Raw genomic sequence first — 16959 nt, 5'->3', positions numbered from 1 at the left:
GGGCTCAACGCTCCAGTGTTCGCGCCAGTTCGCAGGCATCGATGTGTCGGCAGCGAAAACCTTTCACTTGCCCGGTAGTGTGCTCGGTGATGTGGAAGAAGTTGACCCCGGCAGGCACCACGATGTAGCGCGTGCTATGCGCGCTTGAACCTTGGTTTGTAATATTGAGGTAAGAAATGTTGCTTGCCTCTCGACGGATTTCGGTATTTTCGTGCATATTCCTTCCCTGTGATATGTAGATTGATCCGGGGGCCCGTTCTGCCGAGGGGCCTGGATGTATCTATCGCATTTTCCTGGCAGTTTTGATGTCAGAAAGTACGTTTCCGTTGACGGAAATCCGCCGAATGCCTGTCGTGAGGTTTTGGCTGGCCTGCAAGGATGACGAATCCTTCAGGCTGCAGCACCCGCCCGCACAGACGCTTCGTGCTTATACCCATTAGTCTTTCAGACTTCGACATTGAAGTGACGTTGCCTTCACGGAGCCATGCTGTTCCTGTGGGGAGGCGTCGTGTAATCGGTTTGAGGAATTCTTCATTGGCAGTCAGTAATCTGGATACACACGCCTTGTTTGTGCTTGGCGATCTTCGGGCCAAACTGGTCAAACAGTTTCAATCGCGTTTTGTTTATGTCACCGAACAGAACGCGGAAGGCCTGTACATGGCCGAAATCGACACTGAAACCGCGCTGGTTGTCGATGACAAGCAGCGATTGGAACTCAAGGTCGGTGATCATTTCCGCGCTGCGGTATTGCCCAGTCGCGAAGGTGGCAAGCTGGAAGTTCGTTTCCGTGATATCAAACTTACCGTCTACGGTCTGGGTGATTATGCGTTTGTTTCGGTACCTGAAGGTGAGGGCATCGTCCTGCGTGAAGGCCAGGGCGTGGTGATGATCTTTGCTGCTCACGAGCAACTGCAGGAAGGCCTGGGCAAGATCCTCAAGGCTGCCACCGGCAAGGCGGCGAAATGGCGCAAAGGCGAGCTGACCACGTTCAAGGCCAGCGAGTGAGCGAGCCGGATGATGCCTCACTGGGGCGTGCCGATTTTCATGCGCGGCATCAGGCCCAGGCCCGTGAGCAAGCCGAGCAGTGGCTTGCGCAACGTGAGCGGCTGCAGGGGCGCTGGTTCGATTGGGTGGCCAGCCAGTTGTATCAGTTGAGCCCGCCTGAGTATGCAGCCATGGTCCGCCGCGAACTGCAGGCGCTGACCCAATAGCGCTTAGTGGCCACGATCACGCCCGCTACTGACTTCCTCTGGCACGTCATCACCAGCCATGCGCTTGCGAAACAGTGCAGCGCGTGCCAACAGCAAGGTGGTCACCGGCACCGTGATTGCCATCAGGATCGGGATCAGCCAGGCATGCAGCACAGGCCCTTGCTTGAGCGCCGAAAAATACAGGATCGAGGCCAGTGCGACGCACCAGGTTCCCAGGGTCGAGGCCAGGGCCGGCGGGTGCATGCGCTGAAAGAACGCTTTCAGGCGGATCAAGCCCACCGCCCCGCTCAGGGCGAACAGGCTGCTCAGTAACAGTAATGCGGCAACCAGCAACTCGACCCAGAAAGGCAGTTCGTTCAGGTTATTCATTCGATCACCTCGCCACGCAACAGGAATTTGGCCAGGGCAAACGAGCCGACGAAGCCGAACAAGGCAATCAGTAGTGCCCCCTCGAAGTAGGTGTCGCTGGCATAACGAATACCCAGTACCAGCATCATCAGCATCGCCAGGATGTACAGGTAGTCCAGCGCCAGAACCCGGTCCTGGGCCGAAGGGCCGCGAAACAGCCGGAACAGGGTCAGGGCCATGGCCAGGGCAAAGATGAACAGGCTGGCGAGAATGGCATTGGCAAGCAGGCCAGTCATTCGAAGATCTCCATCAGCGGACGTTCATAGGTCTGTTTGAAGTGTTCGATAAATTGCGCTTCATCGTCCAGGTCGAATACATGCAGCAGCAGGATGCTGCGATCCAGTGCCAGCTCCGACCAGATAGTGCCGGGGATCACCGTGGTGATCATCGACAGCGCCGCCAGGCCGTGGGCGTCGCGCAGGTCCAGTGGAATATGCACGAAGCGAGAACGCGGCGCACGACGCTTGGCAGACCAGACCCCACGAGCCACTTGCAGGTTGGAGATCAGCACGTCAATGCCGACTCGCATGATCAGGCGCAGGACCGTCCAGGGGTGGCGGATGCGTACTGTCACGGGCCGCAACGGTGCCATCAGCAGTGGCGCAAACACGCCCAGCAAGACAGCAAGCAACAGGTTGCCCGGGCTTACCGAGAGGTTCAGCAGCAACCACAACAGGCACAGGGACAACGACAGCAGCGGAGCGGGAAACAGGCGTCTCATGGTTGCACCTGTGCGCTGGCGGCCTGGCTGGTGGGGCCGGGGATTGGCCGGGTAGCGAGCACCGCGCTGACATATTGCTCAGGGTCCTGAAGGCTTGCAGCGGTGTCCTGGGTATAACGCAGCAGCGGTTCAGCGCGTATGCTCAAGGCGATACACAGCCCGAGCAGAACCACGATGGGAATGCACTCATAGCGACGCAGTGCCGGCGAGGGGCGATCCTGAGGTGTCCAGAAGCGCTGGATGCCGACGCGGGCCAGGGCAACCAACGAGGCCAGGCCGGAGAGTATCAGCAGCGCTACCAGGGTCCAGCCCTGGATCGAGAGCGGTTGCTCGGGGGTGGTGCCCAGACCCTGGGGATTGAACAGTGCAGCAATCAGGCTGATCTTGCCGATAAAGCCTGAGAGTGGCGGCATGCCGATGATCAGCAGCGCACAAGCGATAAAGCTCAAACCGAGGAAGGCCATGGTCCAGGGGATCACCTGGCCGATGACGGCCTTCTGTTCGTCATCGAGGTTGATGCCTTTCGGTGGGTGCAAGGATTCGAGCGGTGAAGGGTGGCAGTCGTCGTCATCCAGTGGCAGTTCGTTGGCCGAGCGCGAACGCTCGATCAGCTCGGCCAGCAGGAACAGGGCGCACAAAGCCAGGGTTGAGCTGACCAGGTAGAACAGCGCCCCGGCCGTCAATGCGGTCTGACCAAAGCCGATGGCCGCCATGAGCGTGCCCGCCGAAGCCAGGATGCTTATGCTCGCCATACGCTCCAGGCGCTGGGCGGCAAGGATCGACACGGCTGCGCAGCCCAGCGTTGCCAGGCCGCCATAGACCAGCCATTCGCCACCAAAGAAGGATGAGGCGCCCGCCTGACCGGAAAACAGCAACGTCCACAGGCGTAGCACGGTATAGATGCCAACCTTGGTCATGATTGCGAACAGCGCCGCCACGGGTGCGCTGGCGGCGGAGTAGGCCGGCACCAACCAGAAGTTCAACGGCCAGATCCCGGCCTTGGCCAGGAAGGCCGTGGCCAGGATAGCAGCACCTGCGTGCAGCAGGCCGCGGTCGGCTTCCGGCACCAGCGGGATTTTCAGGGCCAGGTCGGCCATGTTCAGGGTGCCGGTGACACCATAGAGCATCGCGGCACCGACCAGGAACAGCGACGAGGCGAACAGGTTGATGGCGATGTAATGCAGGCCGGCCTTGACTCGCGCCCGCCCGGAGCCGTGCAGCAGCAAACCGTAAGACGCCGCCAGCAGTACCTCGAAGAATACGAACAGGTTGAACAGGTCGGCAGTCAGAAATGCCCCGTAGAGGCCCATCAGCTGAATCTGGAACAGCGCGTGGAAGCTGGCCCCGGCGCCGTCCCAGCGGGCCATGGCGAAAATCAGTGCGCTGACACCGACGATCCCGGTAAGCACCAGCATCAATGCCGAAAGTCGGTCAACCACCAGTGCGATGCCAAACGGTGCCGGCCAGTTGCCCGGCAGGTAAACACCAATCGAGCTGGCTTGCCCCTGGGCCTGGACCCACAGCAGCAAGGTAATCGAGATTGCCAGCCCCAGGAGGCTGGAGAACAGGTTAAGGCGGGCCTTGAGGGGCCTGCGTTTTTCGCCCAGCAGCAACATCAGTGCCGCAGTGAGCAGCGGCAGCAGGATCGGCGCAACAATCAGTTGATTCATGAAACTCATTCGTTGGGCTCCCGGCCGTCCACGTGGTCGGTGCCGGTCAGCCCGCGCGATGCCAGCAGCACCACCAGAAACAGTGCGGTCATGGCAAAGCTGATGACGATGGCGGTAAGCACCAGGGCCTGGGGCAGGGGATCGGTATAGTTGAGCAGGTCCTGGGGCACGCCATCCTTGATGATCGGCTCCTTGCCGATGAACAGGCTACCCATGCTGAAGATGAACAGGTTGACGCCATAGGACAGCAGGCACAGGCCCATCACCACCTGGAAGGTTCGCGGGCGCAGGATCAGCCAGACCCCGGAGGCAGCGAGTACACCAATGGCGATTGCGATGACTTCTTCCATCAGGCGGCTCCTGTCTGGGTGGCTTTGGGCTGGCTGGCCGGACGGTGTCCGCGCACCGACTGGTGAGCCAGGGCAGTAAGAATCAACAGGGTCGAACCGACCACCACGGTGAAGATGCCGACATCGAAGAACAATGCACTGGCGAAATGGATATCGCCCAGCAGCGGCAGATGCAGGTGTGCGGTGTGCGTGGTCAGGAAGGGGTAGCCGAGCAGCATCGCGCCGCCGCCAGTGAGGGTGGCGCAGAGCAAGCCGGTACCCATCCAGCGCAACGGACGCAAGCTCATTTGCGCTTCCACCCACTGGGTGCCTGCGACCATGTATTGGAGGATGAAGGCCACCGACATCACCAGTCCCGCGACAAAACCACCGCCGGGTTGGTTGTGTCCGCGCATGAACAGGTACATCGATACCACCAGGGCAATTGGCAGCAGCAGGCGCACCAGCACCGCCGGAACCATCATGAAGCCCAGCGCCGTGTCGGCAGCCTGACGCGGGTTGACCAGATCGGTGACCACGTCAGGTGCCAGCAGGCGTTGCTGGGCCGGTAGTTGCATGCTCTCGCGGGGAGGACGGAAGCGCCGCAACAGGGCAAACACCGCCAGCGCCACGGCAACCAGCACGGTCACTTCACCCAGGGTGTCGAATCCGCGGAAGTCGACGAGCATGACATTGACCACGTTGCTGCCGCCGCCCTCGGGCAGAGCGCGGCTCAGGTAGAACGAAGAAATGTCGTTGGGGGTCGGGCGCGTCAGCATCGCATAGGACAGCAGCGCCATCCCGGTACCCACCAGCACTGCAAGAATCAGGTCGCGCAGGCGCCGCAGGCGTGCCTGCTCCTGGCTGCCAGGCAAAGGCGAAACCCCCTCGATACGTCGTGGCAACCAGCGCAAGCCGAGGAGGATCAGTACCGTGGTAACCACTTCAACCGCCAGTTGGGTCAGGGCCAGGTCCGGTGCCGAGAACCAGACGAAGGTGATACAGGTCATCAGGCCGCAGACACTGACCATGGTCAGGGCTGCCAGCCGGTGGTACTTGGCTTGCCAGGCGGCGCCCAGGGCGCAGGCAATAGCGATCAGCCAGAGCGTGACGAACACCCCGGAGCCCGGGATTTTCGGCCGGTCACCCCAGCTCAGGCCGCTTTGCAGCATCGGCAGCAGGCCTGCCAGGAACGCTACCAGCACTAGCATGAACAGCTGCTTTTGCAAGCGCCGGGTGGTCATGGTGCGCTCAAAGCGGCGGGCCATGCGCATCAGCTGCACCTGGCCGTGTTCGAACAGACGCTTGCCATTGAATCGTTCGATCAGTGGCGGATAAGGGAAGCGGCCCAGCTTGAGCTGGTTACGCAGTAGCAGGTAGAGCAGGATGCCGCCGCTCATGGCGATCAGACTCATGATCAGCGGCGCATTCCAGCCATGCCAGATCGCCAGGCTGTATTCAGGCAGCGTACCGCCCACTACCGGCAGCGCGGCGGCAGCCAGCAGCGGTCCGACCGACTGGGCCGGAAACATGCCGACCACCAGGCAGGTCAGCACCAGCAACTCGACCGGCGCGCGCATCCAGCGCGGCGGCTCGTGCGGGGTATGGGGCAGGTCGGTGGCCGGCGGGCCGAAGAACACATCGACGGTAAAGCGCAAGGCGTAGGCCACGCTGAACGTGCCGGCCAGGGTGGCGATTACCGGCAGGGCGGCTTCGATCCAGGCGCTGGAGTTGATGAACACGGTTTCGGCGAAGAACATTTCCTTGGACAGGAAGCCGTTCATCAACGGGACCCCGGCCATCGAGGCGCTGGCCACCATGGCCAGGGTCGCAGTGAACGGTATCAGCCGGAACAGGCCGCTAAGGCGCCGGATATCACGCGTGCCGCTTTCGTGGTCGATGATGCCTGCAGCCATGAACAGCGAGGCTTTGAAGGTGGCATGGTTGAGGATATGGAACACTGCCGCCACTGCCGCCAACGGGCTGTTCAGCCCCAGCAGCAGGGTGATCAGCCCCAGATGGCTGATGGTCGAATAGGCCAGCAGGCCCTTGAGATCGTTCTGGAACATGGCCGCGAAAGCACCCAGCAACAGGGTGCAGGCCCCGGCGCCGCCGACGATCCAGAACCATTCTTCGCTGCCGGAAAGTACCGGCCACAGACGTGCCAGGAGAAATACCCCGGCTTTGACCATGGTCGCCGAATGCAGGTACGCCGAAACTGGCGTCGGCGCAGCCATGGCATGTGGCAGCCAGAAGTGGAAGGGGAACTGTGCGCTTTTACTCAGGGCGCCGAGGAGAATCAGGGGGAGCAGGACGGGATACAGGGCATGATTGCGAATCAGCTCACCGGCAGCGAGGACCTTGTCCAGGTCATAGCTGCCAACCACATGGCCGAGCAGCAGCACCCCCGCCAGCAGGCACAAACCGCCAGCACCGGTGACCATCAGGGCCATGTAGGCACCGCGGCGGGCGTCGGCGCGGTGATGCCAGTAGCCGATCAGCAGGAACGAGAAAACGCTGGTCAGTTCCCAGAAGAATACGATCTGGATCAGGTTGCCGGAGATCACCAGGCCGAGCATTGCGCCCATGAACGCCAGGAAAAAAGCGAAGAACCGCGGTACCGGATCTTGCGGCGACATGTAGTAGCGCGCATACAACGACACCAGGGTACCGATACCCAGCACCAGCAGGGAGAACAGCCAGGCAAAGCCGTCCATGCGCAGGACCAGGTTCAGGCCCAGGCTCGGCAGCCAGAGAAATTCTTCGCGGATCACCCCTCCATGGGCAATCTGCGGGTACAGCAGGGCTACCTGGACGGTACCGACCAGAGCGACGAGCCCGGCAAGCAACGACTCGCTGTTGCGGGCGTTGTGCGGCAAGACAGCCGCCAGGCAGCTGCCGATGAACGGCAGAAGCAGTAGCACTATCAAGGACATAGATTTCTAATCTGCAGGAGTTTGTAAGGGATCATACGTGGCGTACCGTCGATCACCAACACAGAAGCTGTGGCAGAATTCTACAAAGGCGCTGTATCAAACGTTTTTTTTATAACAGTTTTTTTCAAAGGATAGACCGGTTTTGGCCTCTACAGCCCCGCTTCTTGTCCTTGTTCAGGCGCTTCAAGTACGTTGGGCGCCTGTTCCCGGCGTTTGATTTTCAGTTCGCTGACGATCACGGCAATGACAATCAGCAACCCGCCAAACAGCGCGATACCCGGCAAGCGCTCGCCTGCGATGCGTCCAACGATACCGGCCCAGACCGGTTCGCCTGCATAGATCAGCGTTGCCCGGGTCGGTGAAACCGATTTCTGCGCCCAGTTCATGGCCACCTGAATGACCGCGCTCATGGCGCCAAGACCCAGGGCGCTGAGCAGCAGCAGCCAGGAGAAATCCGGCAGTGGTTCCTGGGTAGGCAGCACCATCAAGAACGACAGCACCGAGGCCGTTGCCAGTTGCACCACTGTGACCCGGCGTACATCGACCTTGCCGGCATAGCGGCTGATCAGGATGATTTCCGCGGCGATTGCCACGGCACTGACCAGCGTGACGATCTCGCCGGTACTCAACTGCAGCGAGCCGCCTTCCGGGCCAGCCAGCAACATCAGGCCGACAAAGGCCAGGCCAATCCCCAGGCTTGGCATCAGGCCTGGACGCCGGCCCAGTACCAGCCATTGCAGCAAAGGCACAAAGGGCACGTACAAGGCAGTGATAAAGGCCGACTGGCTGCTGCTGATGGTCTGTAGTCCATAGGTTTGCAAGCCATAGCCGAGCATGATCGAGATCCCGATCAGTACGCCGGCTTTGAATTCGGTAGCAGTCAGTCCCGACAAAGCACGGGCCGAGACCAGGCCGACGAACAGGGTGGCAGCGGCAAAACGCAGGCCGACAAAGAACATCGGTCCGCTGACGGTCATGACGTTATGTACCAACAGGAAGGTTCCGCCCCAGAGCATGGTGATAAACACCAGGACCAGTTCGGCCCTGCTCAGCCGGAACGAAACGGAAGGGCGATCTGCGCGGTTAATGGAAGTCATGGCCTTGCACACGGAAGAAGGGCGACGCACAATTGCGGCGAAGTGGGCAGTATACTGCGCAAATACTATTGGTGAGCAATATAGTGCACAAACATTCCAGCCAGCGCGCCTCGGTGCTGCAACATGTCAGCCAAAACGTTCGTCGCCTGCGCCACGCCGCTGAACTCAGTCAGAATGCTCTGGCAGAAAAGTCCGGCGTCAGCCGACGCATGCTTGTGGCCATCGAGGCCGGGGAGAACAATGTCAGCCTGACCACCCTGGATCGCCTCGCCGAGGCGCTGGGAGTGGCCTTTACCGATCTGATCCAGGCCCCTGACAACCGCGACCCGAGCCGTATCAACGAGCTGGCCTGGGCCGGGGTCCATCCCGGCAGCCGCGCGGTTTTGCTGGCCAGTTCGGTCGCCAGTCGCGAGGTGGAGCTGTGGGAGTGGCGACTGGAGCCGGGCGAGGTTTATCAATGCGAAGCTGACGCCGATGGCTGGAGTGAGCAACTGTATGTGGCCGAGGGTTGCCTGACCCTTGCCATCGGCGATCAGCAACACGTGCTCCGGGCCGGTGACTTTTTCAGTTATGCCAGCAATTGCATTCATGCCTATCGCAACGATGGCGAGGTGGCTACGCGCTTTGTGCGCAACGTAGTGATCTAGTTGGCCGCATCGCGGTGGTTGCCAGACAGATAGTCCTCGGTGGTGATCACCTGGGCATAGGCGAATGCCAGTGAAGCCATGTAGGCCGCATGCACCTGGGCGGCAGGCACGGCCACACCATTGAATTCCAGGTCTCGGCTGGCGCAGGCATCATGGATCACTGTGACGGTATAGCCGAAGTCGGCTGCGGCACGGGTGAAGCCGTCAATGCACATATGGCTCATGCTGCCGATCACCGTCACCGCTTCGACTTTGTGCTCGTCCAGCAGCGCCTTGAGTTCAGTGTTCAGGAACGAATTGACTTTATGCTTGAGCACGACGGGTTCACTTGCCAGCGCGGCAACCTTGGGGTGGATCTGCGCACCTTCTGATCCCGGGGTGAAAAACGGTGCATCAGCCGATTCGAACTCATGGCGCACATGCACCACCAGGTCACCTTTGGCCCGGGTTGCGGCAAGAATTCTGGCGGCATTGTCGGCGGCGCGATCGGCACCATCCAGAGTCCACTTGCCACCTGGGAAGTAGTCATTCTGAATGTCGATGATGATCAGGGCGTGCTTGCTCATTTCAAAAGCCTCTATGGGTGAGTGGTTGTGGCCTGGTGATAGTTATAGGCTTGAGCGCTAGGCTTGCAGATTGGCGCGAACGACAAATTGGCGGGAAAAACTGACAATGACAAAAGGCTGCGACACGCTGGAAATCGGTCTGTTGGTCTACCCTGGCGCACAGGCGGCAGCGGTGCATGGGTTAACCGACCTGTTCGCTATCGCCAATCGCCTGCGTCATGAACTGGGTGCGCTGGAGCGCCCGGAGCTGCGTATCAGTCATTGGAGCGAAACCACAGCTCAGCAGCTGACAGCGGTGTTCGATAGCCACCCAGGGGGGCACCATCGGCTGCGGGTAATGATCATTCCGCCGAGCCTGACCCAGACGCCGTCCCCTGAATTACTCGAACGTTATCGCCAGGATCTGCGCCAGTGGCATCGCGATGGCGCCTTGCTGGTGTCGGTGTGTGTCGGGGTGTTTTTCATTGCCGCCAGCGGCCTGCTCGATGGACGGCCAGCCACGACTCACTGGAATTTCGCTCAATCCCTGGCTGAGCGCTTCCCGGCAGTAAAAGTCGAGGCCAATCTGCCACTGCTCGATGACGGTGACATCATTACCTCAGCCGGACTGATGGCCTGGACAGACTTGGGTTTGAGGTTGGTTGAGCGTTACCTGGGCGAGACCCTGGCTGCCGAGACTGCACGGTTCCTTGCGGTGGAGCGCGTGAGTGGCAGCGCTCCCGGCAGTGTTTTCAGTCCGCGCCTGGATCATGGCGACGAAGCGGTGCTCAAGGTTCAGCACTGGTTGCAAAGCAGCGGTGCGCGGGATGTGAGCCTGAAAGTCATGGCTGATTGCGCAGGCCTGGAATCGCGTACTTTTCTGCGTCGGTTCCGCAGCGCCACGGGCCTCAAGCCTACCGAGTACTGCCAGCAGGTGCGGGTTGGACGTGCTTGCCGGATGCTCGAGTTCACCAACCGCAGCATCGACCAGATCGCCTGGGGAGTGGGGTATCAAGACCCGGGTGCCTTTCGCAAGGTCTTCCACAAGGTTACCGGGCTTGCGCCCAGTGACTATCGGCGGCGGGTGGCGGGCAGTATCGGCTGATCCTGCTTGCTGGGGGCTGGTCCTGAACCTGGCCTAATCGGCTGCTTCCGGTCCGGGCTCCAGTAACTGCGGACCCGGTCCGTGCTCACTCAACTGGTCATCACAATTGCGCAGCGGGCAACTCTGCAGCGACATGCAGCCGCAGCCAATGCAGCCATCAAGCTGGTCGCGCAGCACCAGCAGTTTGTCGATACGCCGGGTCAGGTCCTGGCGCCATTGCTCGGACAACCGTTGCCAGTCCGTGACGCTGGGCGCACGCCCCACGGGCAGTGTCTGCAATGCAGTATGAATGGTCGCCAGAGGGATACCCAGGCGCTGCGCCATCTTGATCACCGCCACCCGGCGCAGGGTTTCACGGGGGTAGCGCCGTTGGTTGCCGCTGCTGCGGGTGCTGTGGATCAGCCCCTTGCTTTCGTAGAAGTGCAGGGCGGTGACCGCAACCCCGCTGCGGGCAGCCAGCTGGCCGACGGTCATGATCTTCTCGGCGGTGCAAGGTTGAGGCATGGTGATAAATCTCTTGACCTTGAGTTAACTAGAGGTTTTACCCTGCCTGCCGTCGCGTCGCAAGTTCAATGGCAGGGAGAAAATGCCGATGATGGTTTCAGAGCGCAGCTTGTGCTTTATCCAGATGATCGAATTCGAGGTGATGCCAGAGCGTCAGCATGCTCTGGCCCAGGCGCTGAACGAGCGAAGTGAAGCGCTGGTACTGCGCCATTCGGGCTTGCTTGGTGCGAGCATCCAGGCCAGTGTCGATGGCTGCCGTGTACTGCAGTACCTGCAATGGCAGTCGCGTAGCGCCTGGGAGGCGGCGGCCAGCAGCTTTGCACAGGAACCCTTCCTGCAATTGATTCAGCAGCATCAGGCCAAAGGTGTGAATTTCGCCGCTTTCCAGACCTTGAGCAGCTTGTCACGTAGCGCGACGGAGGGACTGCATTGTCAGCTGCCGGTCGCTCAGGAATACCAGGGCGAGTGGTGAGGGTAGTGGTCCAGGCGGGCACCGATGACCATTTCGCTGATCCAGGCGCCGAGAATCGAGCTGTAGGCTTTCTGGCTGCGGTCGCTGGATAGCGCGTGATCAGCACCGTCAACGATGCGATGGGTCAGGGAATGGGCGCTGACGAACGCTGAGCGGTAACTCATCAGCGTGCTGTGCGGGACATAATCGTCCTGCTCCGACTCGACCAGCAGCACGTCACCGGCGAATTCGGCGCAGGCCCCCAGGGCGCGATTATCGGCGGGCCCCAGCGGGCGTCGGCGATAGTCGTTCAAACGTTGGCGATCAAGGCCGTGCTTGGGCATTGTCCAGTCATCGTCCCAGTACAGCGCCGGCACCCTCAGGGCCAGCCACTTGACTGGTCTCAAGGCGGTCAACAAGGTCGCCAGGTAGCCCCCGTAACTGCTGCTGATTATGGCAATCGCACGAGTGTCGACGGCAGGATGGCTGACCAGTCGGTCATAGGCAGCCAGCAGATCTGCCAGGTTCTGCTCACGAGTGACACTCAGGCGCTGGCTCTCGGTTTTTTCATGGCCGCGCAAGTCGAAGGTCATGCACACGCAACCCAGGCCAGTGATCTGCTTGGCGCGGGCCAGGTCGCGCTGCTGGCTACCGCCCCAGCCGTGAACGAAGAGAATGCCCGGCACCTTGTCGCCAGGACTGACGATGGTTGCGACAATTGTCTCATCGTCGACGTGGATCTCGATGGGCTCGCTATGGATGGTCATAGTCGCGTAACCGTGCATATTTGCAGACTCTTCCGAGTTCACTGTCATCCCCCTGATAGAAAATGGTCGCATCGGCAGGCAGGTCGGGTGTGCCAAAGACTTCATGGGTCGAGGCGCGCAGGCGTGTCAGTGCAGGGCCCGCTGCAAATGCCTGCAAGGCCAGGATTTCGGCGCTGCTGGCACCGCCGATGCGCCAGGATTGCTCGAGCACGCCGCTACGCGGTCTGCCCTCACAGTTCAGGCCCCGGGCGACGTCATAGTTGCGGCGTGAAGCGATAAAACCGGGAAAGTTCTGCAAGGCCGCCTGCTCATAGGTTCTGGCCTGCGTGATGGCGAGGCGCAGAGCGTCTTCGAGCCCGAGTTGCAGCAAAGTGTCGTAGTCACCGCGTACCAGCACCAAGTCCGAACCACCGTAGATTTCTTCGCCGCTATGGTCGTGAGTCAACTGCTGGGTGCCGTAGTAGCTGCACAGGATGCCAGCCACCAGAGCCTGGCCGACACTGAAGGTCTGCACCTGGGTCAGGTTCTCTTCCAGGGTAAGCCCCCAGAGCGCGAGCTCTTTCTCATCAAGGCCGGTAAGTGCCTGTTCGACCTCCGCCATCGATGTGACCATGGTTTGCCCTCTGCCTGCCGTGGCGCGAACCGGTTTGATCCGTAATGGGCCGTCACGCAGCAACAGTGCGGCTGCATGCGCAGCGTCCTCCAGGCTGAACGCCGTGTAGCCGCGCAGCAAGGCATCACTGGCCTGACGCGCAAAGTCATCGGTCCAGCCTAGCGGATAGCGGGCATTGGCGGGCAAGGGGTGGGAAATGGCTTTGGTGGCCATGTAGGGTCTGGCCACCACACCACCGAACAGGTCCTGGGCCGAGGCAATGCCGATTTCTTGATAACGGGCGGGATCGATCAGGGTTTCGGTGGGTAGGTAATAGAAGTTGTCATGTGCGGTTGGAAGGTGGGTTGGCACAACCACCTGTGTATCGAGCAACTGCGCCAAGCGTTCGGCAAGCTTCAGGTGCACGATGTGTTCGTGTTCGGGTGTGTGCTGGCGGGTATCGAGCAGCACGACGCCTTGCTTGTGGTCGGTCGAACGGGGCATGGGCGAGTTCCTCGGCGACGTCAGGTCGTCCAGGCATGAGGTAATTCCCCATGCAAGGACTGTAATGTTGTGAAGGCCTGAGGGCTCGGAAGTTCACTAGAACTGAAGCGAAATTGATTTTGAGTTATATAAATATATTTATTGATAATTTATTGTTCTAATAGGTTGTGAGGCACAATAGAGTCAATGCTTGCCTGCGCATATAAAAGCAGCGTCTTCTTTACTAGGCATGGACAACCAGAGAGCCTGCAGCAATGAACAGCTTCCCGTTGTATTTCGACTACGCCGCCACGACACCTGTCGACGAGCGAGTCATCCAGGTGATGGTCGAGTGCCTTGGTGCCTCGGGCAACTTTGGCAATCCGGCATCCGGGTCGCACCGCTATGGTCAGCAAGCACGCGTGGCTGTGGAACAGGCGCGTGTCCAGGTTGCCACGCTGGTCGGTGCCGAGGCCGGGCAGATTGTCTGGACTTCGGGGGCTACCGAGTCCAACAACCTTGCGCTCAAAGGCGTTGCCCAGGGGTACCGGGCAGGCCATATCATCACCAGCCAGATCGAACACAAGGCTGTGCTTGATAGCGTTTTTCAACTGGAGCAGGCAGGCTTTGCCGTGACGCGTCTGGCCCCTGACGCCCAGGGCCTGATCAGCCCTGAGGCTGTAGCTGCGGTGCTGCGCGATGACACCGTGCTGGTCTCACTGATGCTGGTCAACAATGAGCTGGGCACCGTCAATGATGTTGCTGCAATCGGCCAGCTTGTTCGTGATCATGGCGCGTTGCTGCATGTGGATGCTGCCCAGGGGGCCGGCAAGGTCGGTATCGACTTGAGGCAGTTGCCTGTAGATCTGATGTCGTTCTCGGCCCATAAGGTCTACGGGCCCAAGGGGATCGGCGCCTTGTATGTCGGTGAGCGCGCCCGGCCGTTGCTTCACGCGCAGATTCATGGTGGCGGACACGAGGGCGGCTTGCGTTCAGGAACGCTGGCCACCCATCAGATTGTCGGTATGGGCGCGGCGTTTGCCCTGGCGGGTGATCTGCAGGCAGACGAAGCGCAGCGCATTGGCCAGTTGCGCCAGCGCTTGCTTGAAGCTCTTGGTGAAATCTCCGGACTTCAGATCAACGGTAGTCCTGTGCAGCGCATCGACCATACCCTGAGCCTGACCTTCAAAGGCGAGAGTCCGCACTTTGCGACCCTGGCCGATAGCCTGGCGTTCTCTTCGACCTCGGCCTGCAACTCGTCCAGCAATAAGCCCTCGCATGTGTTGCTGGCATTGGGGCTTACACCGCAGTTTGCGCGCCAGACCATGCGCTTGAGCCTTGGGCGCTATACCCGGGAGCAGGATGTCGATCAGGCTGCAGTGGCAATCAAAGCCTCGTTACAGTCGCAACCTTTCTGGGCGGTTGCCGGGGGCTGAAGCCTGCTCCATTATCTGCGGCTACAACAACGGATGCCGTGGTAGCAGGAGTCAGCATGAACAGTCAGTCTTCAACGCAGGGAGCGGTGAACGCACGCCTGGCAGCGATTCGCCAGGTGATGAATCGGGAAGGGGTCGACGCCCTGCTGGTGCCGTCGGCTGACCCGCATCTTTCCGAGTACCTGCCAGAGTATTGGCAAGGCCGGCAATGGTTGTCCGGCTTCCAGGGCTCGGTAGGCACTTTGATTGTTACGCCAGCATTCGCAGGCCTGTGGGCTGATAGCCGATATTGGGAGCAGGCCGAGAAAGAGTTGGCCGGTAGCAGTATTCAGTTGATGAAGTTGCAGCCGGGCAAGCCGGGTCCTCTGGACTGGCTGGCCGAACAAGTGCCCGAGGGCGGTGCGGTAGCGGTTGATGGTGCGGTCATGGCGTTGGCTTCGGCGCGCCAGCTGGCCGAGCGCCTTACTGCCCGCAATGCACGCCTACTGACAAAGAGCGACCTGCTTGCCCAGGTTTGGAATGATCGTCCAGAGTTGCCAGGCAACCCGGTGTACCAGCACCTGCCGCCCGAAGCGACGGTGAGTCGCGCCGAAAAACTTGCCCGGCTGCGCCAGACGCTACGCGAACGTGGCGCCGATTGGCACTTCATTGCCACCCTTGACGATATCGCCTGGCTGTTCAACTTGCGTGGCAGTGACGTCTCCTACAATCCGGTGTTCGTATCCTTTGCACTGGTCGGCCAGGATAAGGCGATCCTCTTTGTTGCGCTCAGCAAGCTGGATGCATCGCTGTGCCAAGTGCTCGAGGCCGATGGCATTGAAGTGCGCGATTACACGGCTATCCATGCGGCATTGGCCGCCGTTCCGGGCGGCGATAGCCTGCTGATCGATCCGGCGCGGGTTACCCAGGGATTGATTGACAGTTTGTCGACTGAAGTACGTTTGGTCGAAGGTATCAACCCCACGACCCTGGCCAAATCGCAGAAAAGTACGCAGGACCTGGCCCACATCCGCAATGCCATGGAGCAGGATGGTGCAGCCTTATGTGAGTTCTTTGCCTGGCTCGAGGCCGCGCTGGGGCGTGAGCTGGTTACTGAGCTGACCATCGATGAGCAGCTCAGCGCTGCCCGTGCCCGTCGCCTCGGTTTCGTGTCGTTGAGCTTTTCGACCATTGCCGCTTTCAATGCCAACGGAGCCATGCCGCACTACCGTGCGACCGAAGCGTCCCATGCACGTATTGAAGGCGATGGCTTGCTGCTGATTGATTCGGGTGGGCAGTATCTGGGCGGTACCACGGATATCACCCGCATGGTGCCAGTGGGCACACCAAGCCTTGAGCAGAAACGGGACTGTACCCGGGTGCTCAAGGGCGTGATTGCACTGTCACGTGCGCGCTTCCCGCGAGGCATCCTTTCACCGTTGCTCGATGCCATCGCCCGGGCGCCGATCTGGGCCGACCAGGTCGATTATGGTCATGGTACCGGGCATGGTGTCGGTTACTTCATGAATGTGCATGAAGGACCACAGGTCATTGCCTACCAGGCGGCAACGGCACCGCAGACAGCGATGCAGGCCGGAATGATTACCTCAATCGAGCCGGGCACCTACCGTCCAGGGCAGTGGGGGGTACGAATCGAGAACCTGGTTTTCAACCGTGAAGCGGGGAGCAGCGAGTTTGGCGACTTCCTTGAGTTCGAAACCCTGACGCTGTGCCCGATCGACACTCGCTGCCTGCTGCCGGAGCAGTTGAGCGAGCAGGAGCGCAGTTGGCTCAATGACTACCATCAACAGGTGCGAGAGCGTCTTGCACCACTGCTTGATGGGGCAGCGCTGCAATGGCTGCAGGCGCGCACTCAAGCGCTCTGATCCTGAAGGTATCGGCGTAAGCACAAAGGGCAGCCATCTGGCTGCCCTTTGTGCTGAATGTTCTTTATTTGCAGATGACGATCATGCTGCGACTGGTGTATCCGGCCGGGTTGAGTCCGAAAAGGAAGTCACCGGACTCCGCGTCGTCGTCGCCAGAGCGGGCAATCACCTTGTAGCCTTTTTCGCCGCAGG

20 protein-coding genes (1 of these 20 only partly in view) are annotated in these 16959 nt (G+C 60.5%); 7 read left to right on the top strand and 13 right to left on the bottom strand.

The features are described 5' to 3' along the window. Positions 1-4: 4 nt before the first annotated feature. Positions 5-217 (bottom strand): hypothetical protein, encoded by a 213-nt coding sequence (locus PSAKL28_RS17750; RefSeq protein ID WP_038612985.1) that lies wholly within the window; start codon positions 215-217, stop codon positions 5-7. A gap of 317 nt (positions 218-534) precedes the next feature. On the opposite strand from PSAKL28_RS17750, the gene PSAKL28_RS17745 reads away from it, so the two are divergent. Together PSAKL28_RS17745 and PSAKL28_RS17740 are read left to right on the top strand one after the other, a co-directional pair. Beyond that, positions 535-1005: a hypothetical protein gene (locus PSAKL28_RS17745; RefSeq protein ID WP_038612983.1), complete on the top strand. Its 471-nt coding sequence runs from the start codon at positions 535-537 to the stop codon at positions 1003-1005. Further along, positions 1002-1211 carry a hypothetical protein gene (locus PSAKL28_RS17740; RefSeq protein WP_038612982.1) on the top strand — a complete coding sequence of 70 codons (210 nt, stop codon included), beginning with the start codon at positions 1002-1004 and terminating at the stop codon, positions 1209-1211. Before PSAKL28_RS17745 ends, PSAKL28_RS17740 begins: the two co-directional genes overlap by 4 nt. Before the next feature lie 3 nt (positions 1212-1214). On the opposite strand, the gene PSAKL28_RS17735 is transcribed toward PSAKL28_RS17740, so the two are convergent. From PSAKL28_RS17735 to PSAKL28_RS17705, 7 genes are all read right to left on the bottom strand, one after another. After that, complete coding sequence (locus PSAKL28_RS17735; RefSeq protein WP_038612980.1) at positions 1215-1580, bottom strand: Na+/H+ antiporter subunit G; 366 nt, start codon at positions 1578-1580, stop codon at positions 1215-1217. After that, positions 1577-1855, bottom strand: coding sequence for a K+/H+ antiporter subunit F (locus PSAKL28_RS17730; protein ID WP_038612978.1), 279 nt, complete (start codon positions 1853-1855; stop codon positions 1577-1579). Before PSAKL28_RS17730 ends, PSAKL28_RS17735 begins: the two co-directional genes overlap by 4 nt. Continuing rightward, positions 1852-2340 (bottom strand): Na+/H+ antiporter subunit E, encoded by a 489-nt coding sequence (locus PSAKL28_RS17725; protein ID WP_038612976.1) that lies wholly within the window; start codon positions 2338-2340, stop codon positions 1852-1854. The genes PSAKL28_RS17730 and PSAKL28_RS17725 overlap by 4 nt, the downstream gene beginning before the upstream one ends. Then, a complete protein-coding gene (locus PSAKL28_RS17720) occupies positions 2337-4019 on the bottom strand; it encodes a monovalent cation/H+ antiporter subunit D (RefSeq protein WP_038612974.1) in 1683 nt (560 codons plus the stop codon). The genes PSAKL28_RS17725 and PSAKL28_RS17720 overlap by 4 nt, the downstream gene beginning before the upstream one ends. Beyond that, the gene (locus PSAKL28_RS17715) at positions 4016-4360 is read right to left on the bottom strand and encodes a Na+/H+ antiporter subunit C (RefSeq protein ID WP_010224297.1); all 345 of its coding nucleotides are present in this window, start codon (positions 4358-4360) and stop codon (positions 4016-4018) included. Before PSAKL28_RS17715 ends, PSAKL28_RS17720 begins: the two co-directional genes overlap by 4 nt. Continuing rightward, a complete protein-coding gene (locus PSAKL28_RS17710) occupies positions 4360-7275 on the bottom strand; it encodes a monovalent cation/H+ antiporter subunit A (protein ID WP_038612971.1) in 2916 nt (971 codons plus the stop codon). Before PSAKL28_RS17710 ends, PSAKL28_RS17715 begins: the two co-directional genes overlap by 1 nt. Before the next feature lie 149 nt (positions 7276-7424). After that, a complete protein-coding gene (locus tag PSAKL28_RS17705) occupies positions 7425-8372 on the bottom strand; it encodes a DMT family transporter (RefSeq protein ID WP_038612969.1) in 948 nt (315 codons plus the stop codon). An 83-nt stretch (positions 8373-8455) separates the two neighbouring features. Here PSAKL28_RS17705 and PSAKL28_RS17700 point away from each other — a divergent pair, with 83 nt between their 5' ends. Continuing rightward, a complete protein-coding gene (locus PSAKL28_RS17700) occupies positions 8456-9019 on the top strand; it encodes a helix-turn-helix domain-containing protein (protein ID WP_038612967.1) in 564 nt (187 codons plus the stop codon). Here the strand turns inward: PSAKL28_RS17700 and PSAKL28_RS17695 are convergent. Then, a complete protein-coding gene (locus tag PSAKL28_RS17695) occupies positions 9016-9585 on the bottom strand; it encodes a cysteine hydrolase family protein (protein ID WP_038612965.1) in 570 nt (189 codons plus the stop codon). The two genes, PSAKL28_RS17700 and PSAKL28_RS17695, sit on opposite strands and share 4 nt — an antisense overlap. A gap of 106 nt (positions 9586-9691) precedes the next feature. Here PSAKL28_RS17695 and PSAKL28_RS17690 point away from each other — a divergent pair, with 106 nt between their 5' ends. Next, on the top strand, positions 9692-10669 hold the full coding sequence (locus PSAKL28_RS17690) for a GlxA family transcriptional regulator (protein ID WP_038612963.1): 978 nt from the start codon (positions 9692-9694) through the stop codon (positions 10667-10669). Positions 10670-10702: 33 nt separating this feature from the next. Here the strand turns inward: PSAKL28_RS17690 and soxR are convergent, their stop codons facing one another. Continuing rightward, positions 10703-11173, bottom strand: coding sequence for a redox-sensitive transcriptional activator SoxR (soxR, locus tag PSAKL28_RS17685; RefSeq protein ID WP_038612961.1), 471 nt, complete (start codon positions 11171-11173; stop codon positions 10703-10705). A gap of 88 nt (positions 11174-11261) precedes the next feature. Here soxR and PSAKL28_RS17680 point away from each other — a divergent pair, with 88 nt between their 5' ends. Continuing rightward, positions 11262-11645 carry an antibiotic biosynthesis monooxygenase gene (locus PSAKL28_RS17680; RefSeq protein WP_038612959.1) on the top strand — a complete coding sequence of 128 codons (384 nt, stop codon included), beginning with the start codon at positions 11262-11264 and terminating at the stop codon, positions 11643-11645. Here the strand turns inward: PSAKL28_RS17680 and PSAKL28_RS17675 are convergent. Together PSAKL28_RS17675 and PSAKL28_RS17670 are read right to left on the bottom strand one after the other, a co-directional pair. Beyond that, positions 11621-12391, bottom strand: coding sequence for an alpha/beta hydrolase family protein (locus tag PSAKL28_RS17675; protein ID WP_038612956.1), 771 nt, complete (start codon positions 12389-12391; stop codon positions 11621-11623). The two genes, PSAKL28_RS17680 and PSAKL28_RS17675, sit on opposite strands and share 25 nt — an antisense overlap. Further along, positions 12378-13487, bottom strand: coding sequence for a DUF3182 family protein (locus PSAKL28_RS17670; protein ID WP_038612954.1), 1110 nt, complete (start codon positions 13485-13487; stop codon positions 12378-12380). Before PSAKL28_RS17670 ends, PSAKL28_RS17675 begins: the two co-directional genes overlap by 14 nt. A gap of 254 nt (positions 13488-13741) precedes the next feature. Here PSAKL28_RS17670 and PSAKL28_RS17665 point away from each other — a divergent pair, with 254 nt between their 5' ends. Together PSAKL28_RS17665 and PSAKL28_RS17660 are read left to right on the top strand one after the other, a co-directional pair. Beyond that, positions 13742-14902, top strand: coding sequence for a cysteine desulfurase family protein (locus tag PSAKL28_RS17665; RefSeq protein WP_038612953.1), 1161 nt, complete (start codon positions 13742-13744; stop codon positions 14900-14902). A 56-nt stretch (positions 14903-14958) separates the two neighbouring features. Then, positions 14959-16767, top strand: a complete 1809-nt coding sequence (locus PSAKL28_RS17660) for an aminopeptidase P family protein (RefSeq protein WP_038612951.1) — start codon at positions 14959-14961, stop codon at positions 16765-16767. A 64-nt stretch (positions 16768-16831) separates the two neighbouring features. Here the strand turns inward: PSAKL28_RS17660 and PSAKL28_RS17655 are convergent, their stop codons facing one another. Further along, positions 16832-16959 carry the end of a hypothetical protein gene (locus PSAKL28_RS17655; protein WP_038612949.1) on the bottom strand. It continues 154 nt past the right edge of the window, so only the last 128 of its 282 coding nucleotides appear in the window; its start codon lies off the right edge, out of view; its stop codon occupies positions 16832-16834.

It is taken from the genome of Pseudomonas alkylphenolica (assembly GCF_000746525.1).
Taxonomy (GTDB): Bacteria; Pseudomonadota; Gammaproteobacteria; order Pseudomonadales; family Pseudomonadaceae; genus Aquipseudomonas; species Aquipseudomonas alkylphenolica.
Note: the sequence above shows the minus strand (reverse complement) of the source record. Positions and strands in the feature narration are given on the sequence as shown.

Excerpts from the sequence above, each read along its gene's own strand:
- PSAKL28_RS17750 (WP_038612985.1), bottom strand. The coding sequence starts at position 217 with ATGCACGAAAATACCGAAATCCGTCGAGAGGCAAGCAACATTTCTTAC.
- PSAKL28_RS17735 (WP_038612980.1), bottom strand. The coding sequence starts at position 1,580 with ATGAATAACCTGAACGAACTGCCTTTCTGGGTCGAGTTGCTGGTTGCC.
- PSAKL28_RS17730 (WP_038612978.1), bottom strand. The coding sequence starts at position 1,855 with ATGACTGGCCTGCTTGCCAATGCCATTCTCGCCAGCCTGTTCATCTTT.
- PSAKL28_RS17725 (WP_038612976.1), bottom strand. The coding sequence starts at position 2,340 with ATGAGACGCCTGTTTCCCGCTCCGCTGCTGTCGTTGTCCCTGTGCCTG.
- PSAKL28_RS17720 (WP_038612974.1), bottom strand. The coding sequence starts at position 4,019 with ATGAGTTTCATGAATCAACTGATTGTTGCGCCGATCCTGCTGCCGCTG.
- PSAKL28_RS17715 (WP_010224297.1), bottom strand. The coding sequence starts at position 4,360 with ATGGAAGAAGTCATCGCAATCGCCATTGGTGTACTCGCTGCCTCCGGG.
- PSAKL28_RS17710 (WP_038612971.1), bottom strand. The coding sequence starts at position 7,275 with ATGTCCTTGATAGTGCTACTGCTTCTGCCGTTCATCGGCAGCTGCCTG.
- PSAKL28_RS17705 (WP_038612969.1), bottom strand. The coding sequence starts at position 8,372 with ATGACTTCCATTAACCGCGCAGATCGCCCTTCCGTTTCGTTCCGGCTG.
- PSAKL28_RS17695 (WP_038612965.1), bottom strand. The coding sequence starts at position 9,585 with ATGAGCAAGCACGCCCTGATCATCATCGACATTCAGAATGACTACTTC.
- PSAKL28_RS17690 (WP_038612963.1), top strand. The coding sequence starts at position 9,692 with ATGACAAAAGGCTGCGACACGCTGGAAATCGGTCTGTTGGTCTACCCT.
- soxR (WP_038612961.1), bottom strand. The coding sequence starts at position 11,173 with ATGCCTCAACCTTGCACCGCCGAGAAGATCATGACCGTCGGCCAGCTG.
- PSAKL28_RS17680 (WP_038612959.1), top strand. The coding sequence starts at position 11,262 with ATGATGGTTTCAGAGCGCAGCTTGTGCTTTATCCAGATGATCGAATTC.
- PSAKL28_RS17675 (WP_038612956.1), bottom strand. The coding sequence starts at position 12,391 with ATGACCATCCATAGCGAGCCCATCGAGATCCACGTCGACGATGAGACA.
- PSAKL28_RS17670 (WP_038612954.1), bottom strand. The coding sequence starts at position 13,487 with ATGCCCCGTTCGACCGACCACAAGCAAGGCGTCGTGCTGCTCGATACC.
- PSAKL28_RS17665 (WP_038612953.1), top strand. The coding sequence starts at position 13,742 with ATGAACAGCTTCCCGTTGTATTTCGACTACGCCGCCACGACACCTGTC.
- PSAKL28_RS17660 (WP_038612951.1), top strand. The coding sequence starts at position 14,959 with ATGAACAGTCAGTCTTCAACGCAGGGAGCGGTGAACGCACGCCTGGCA.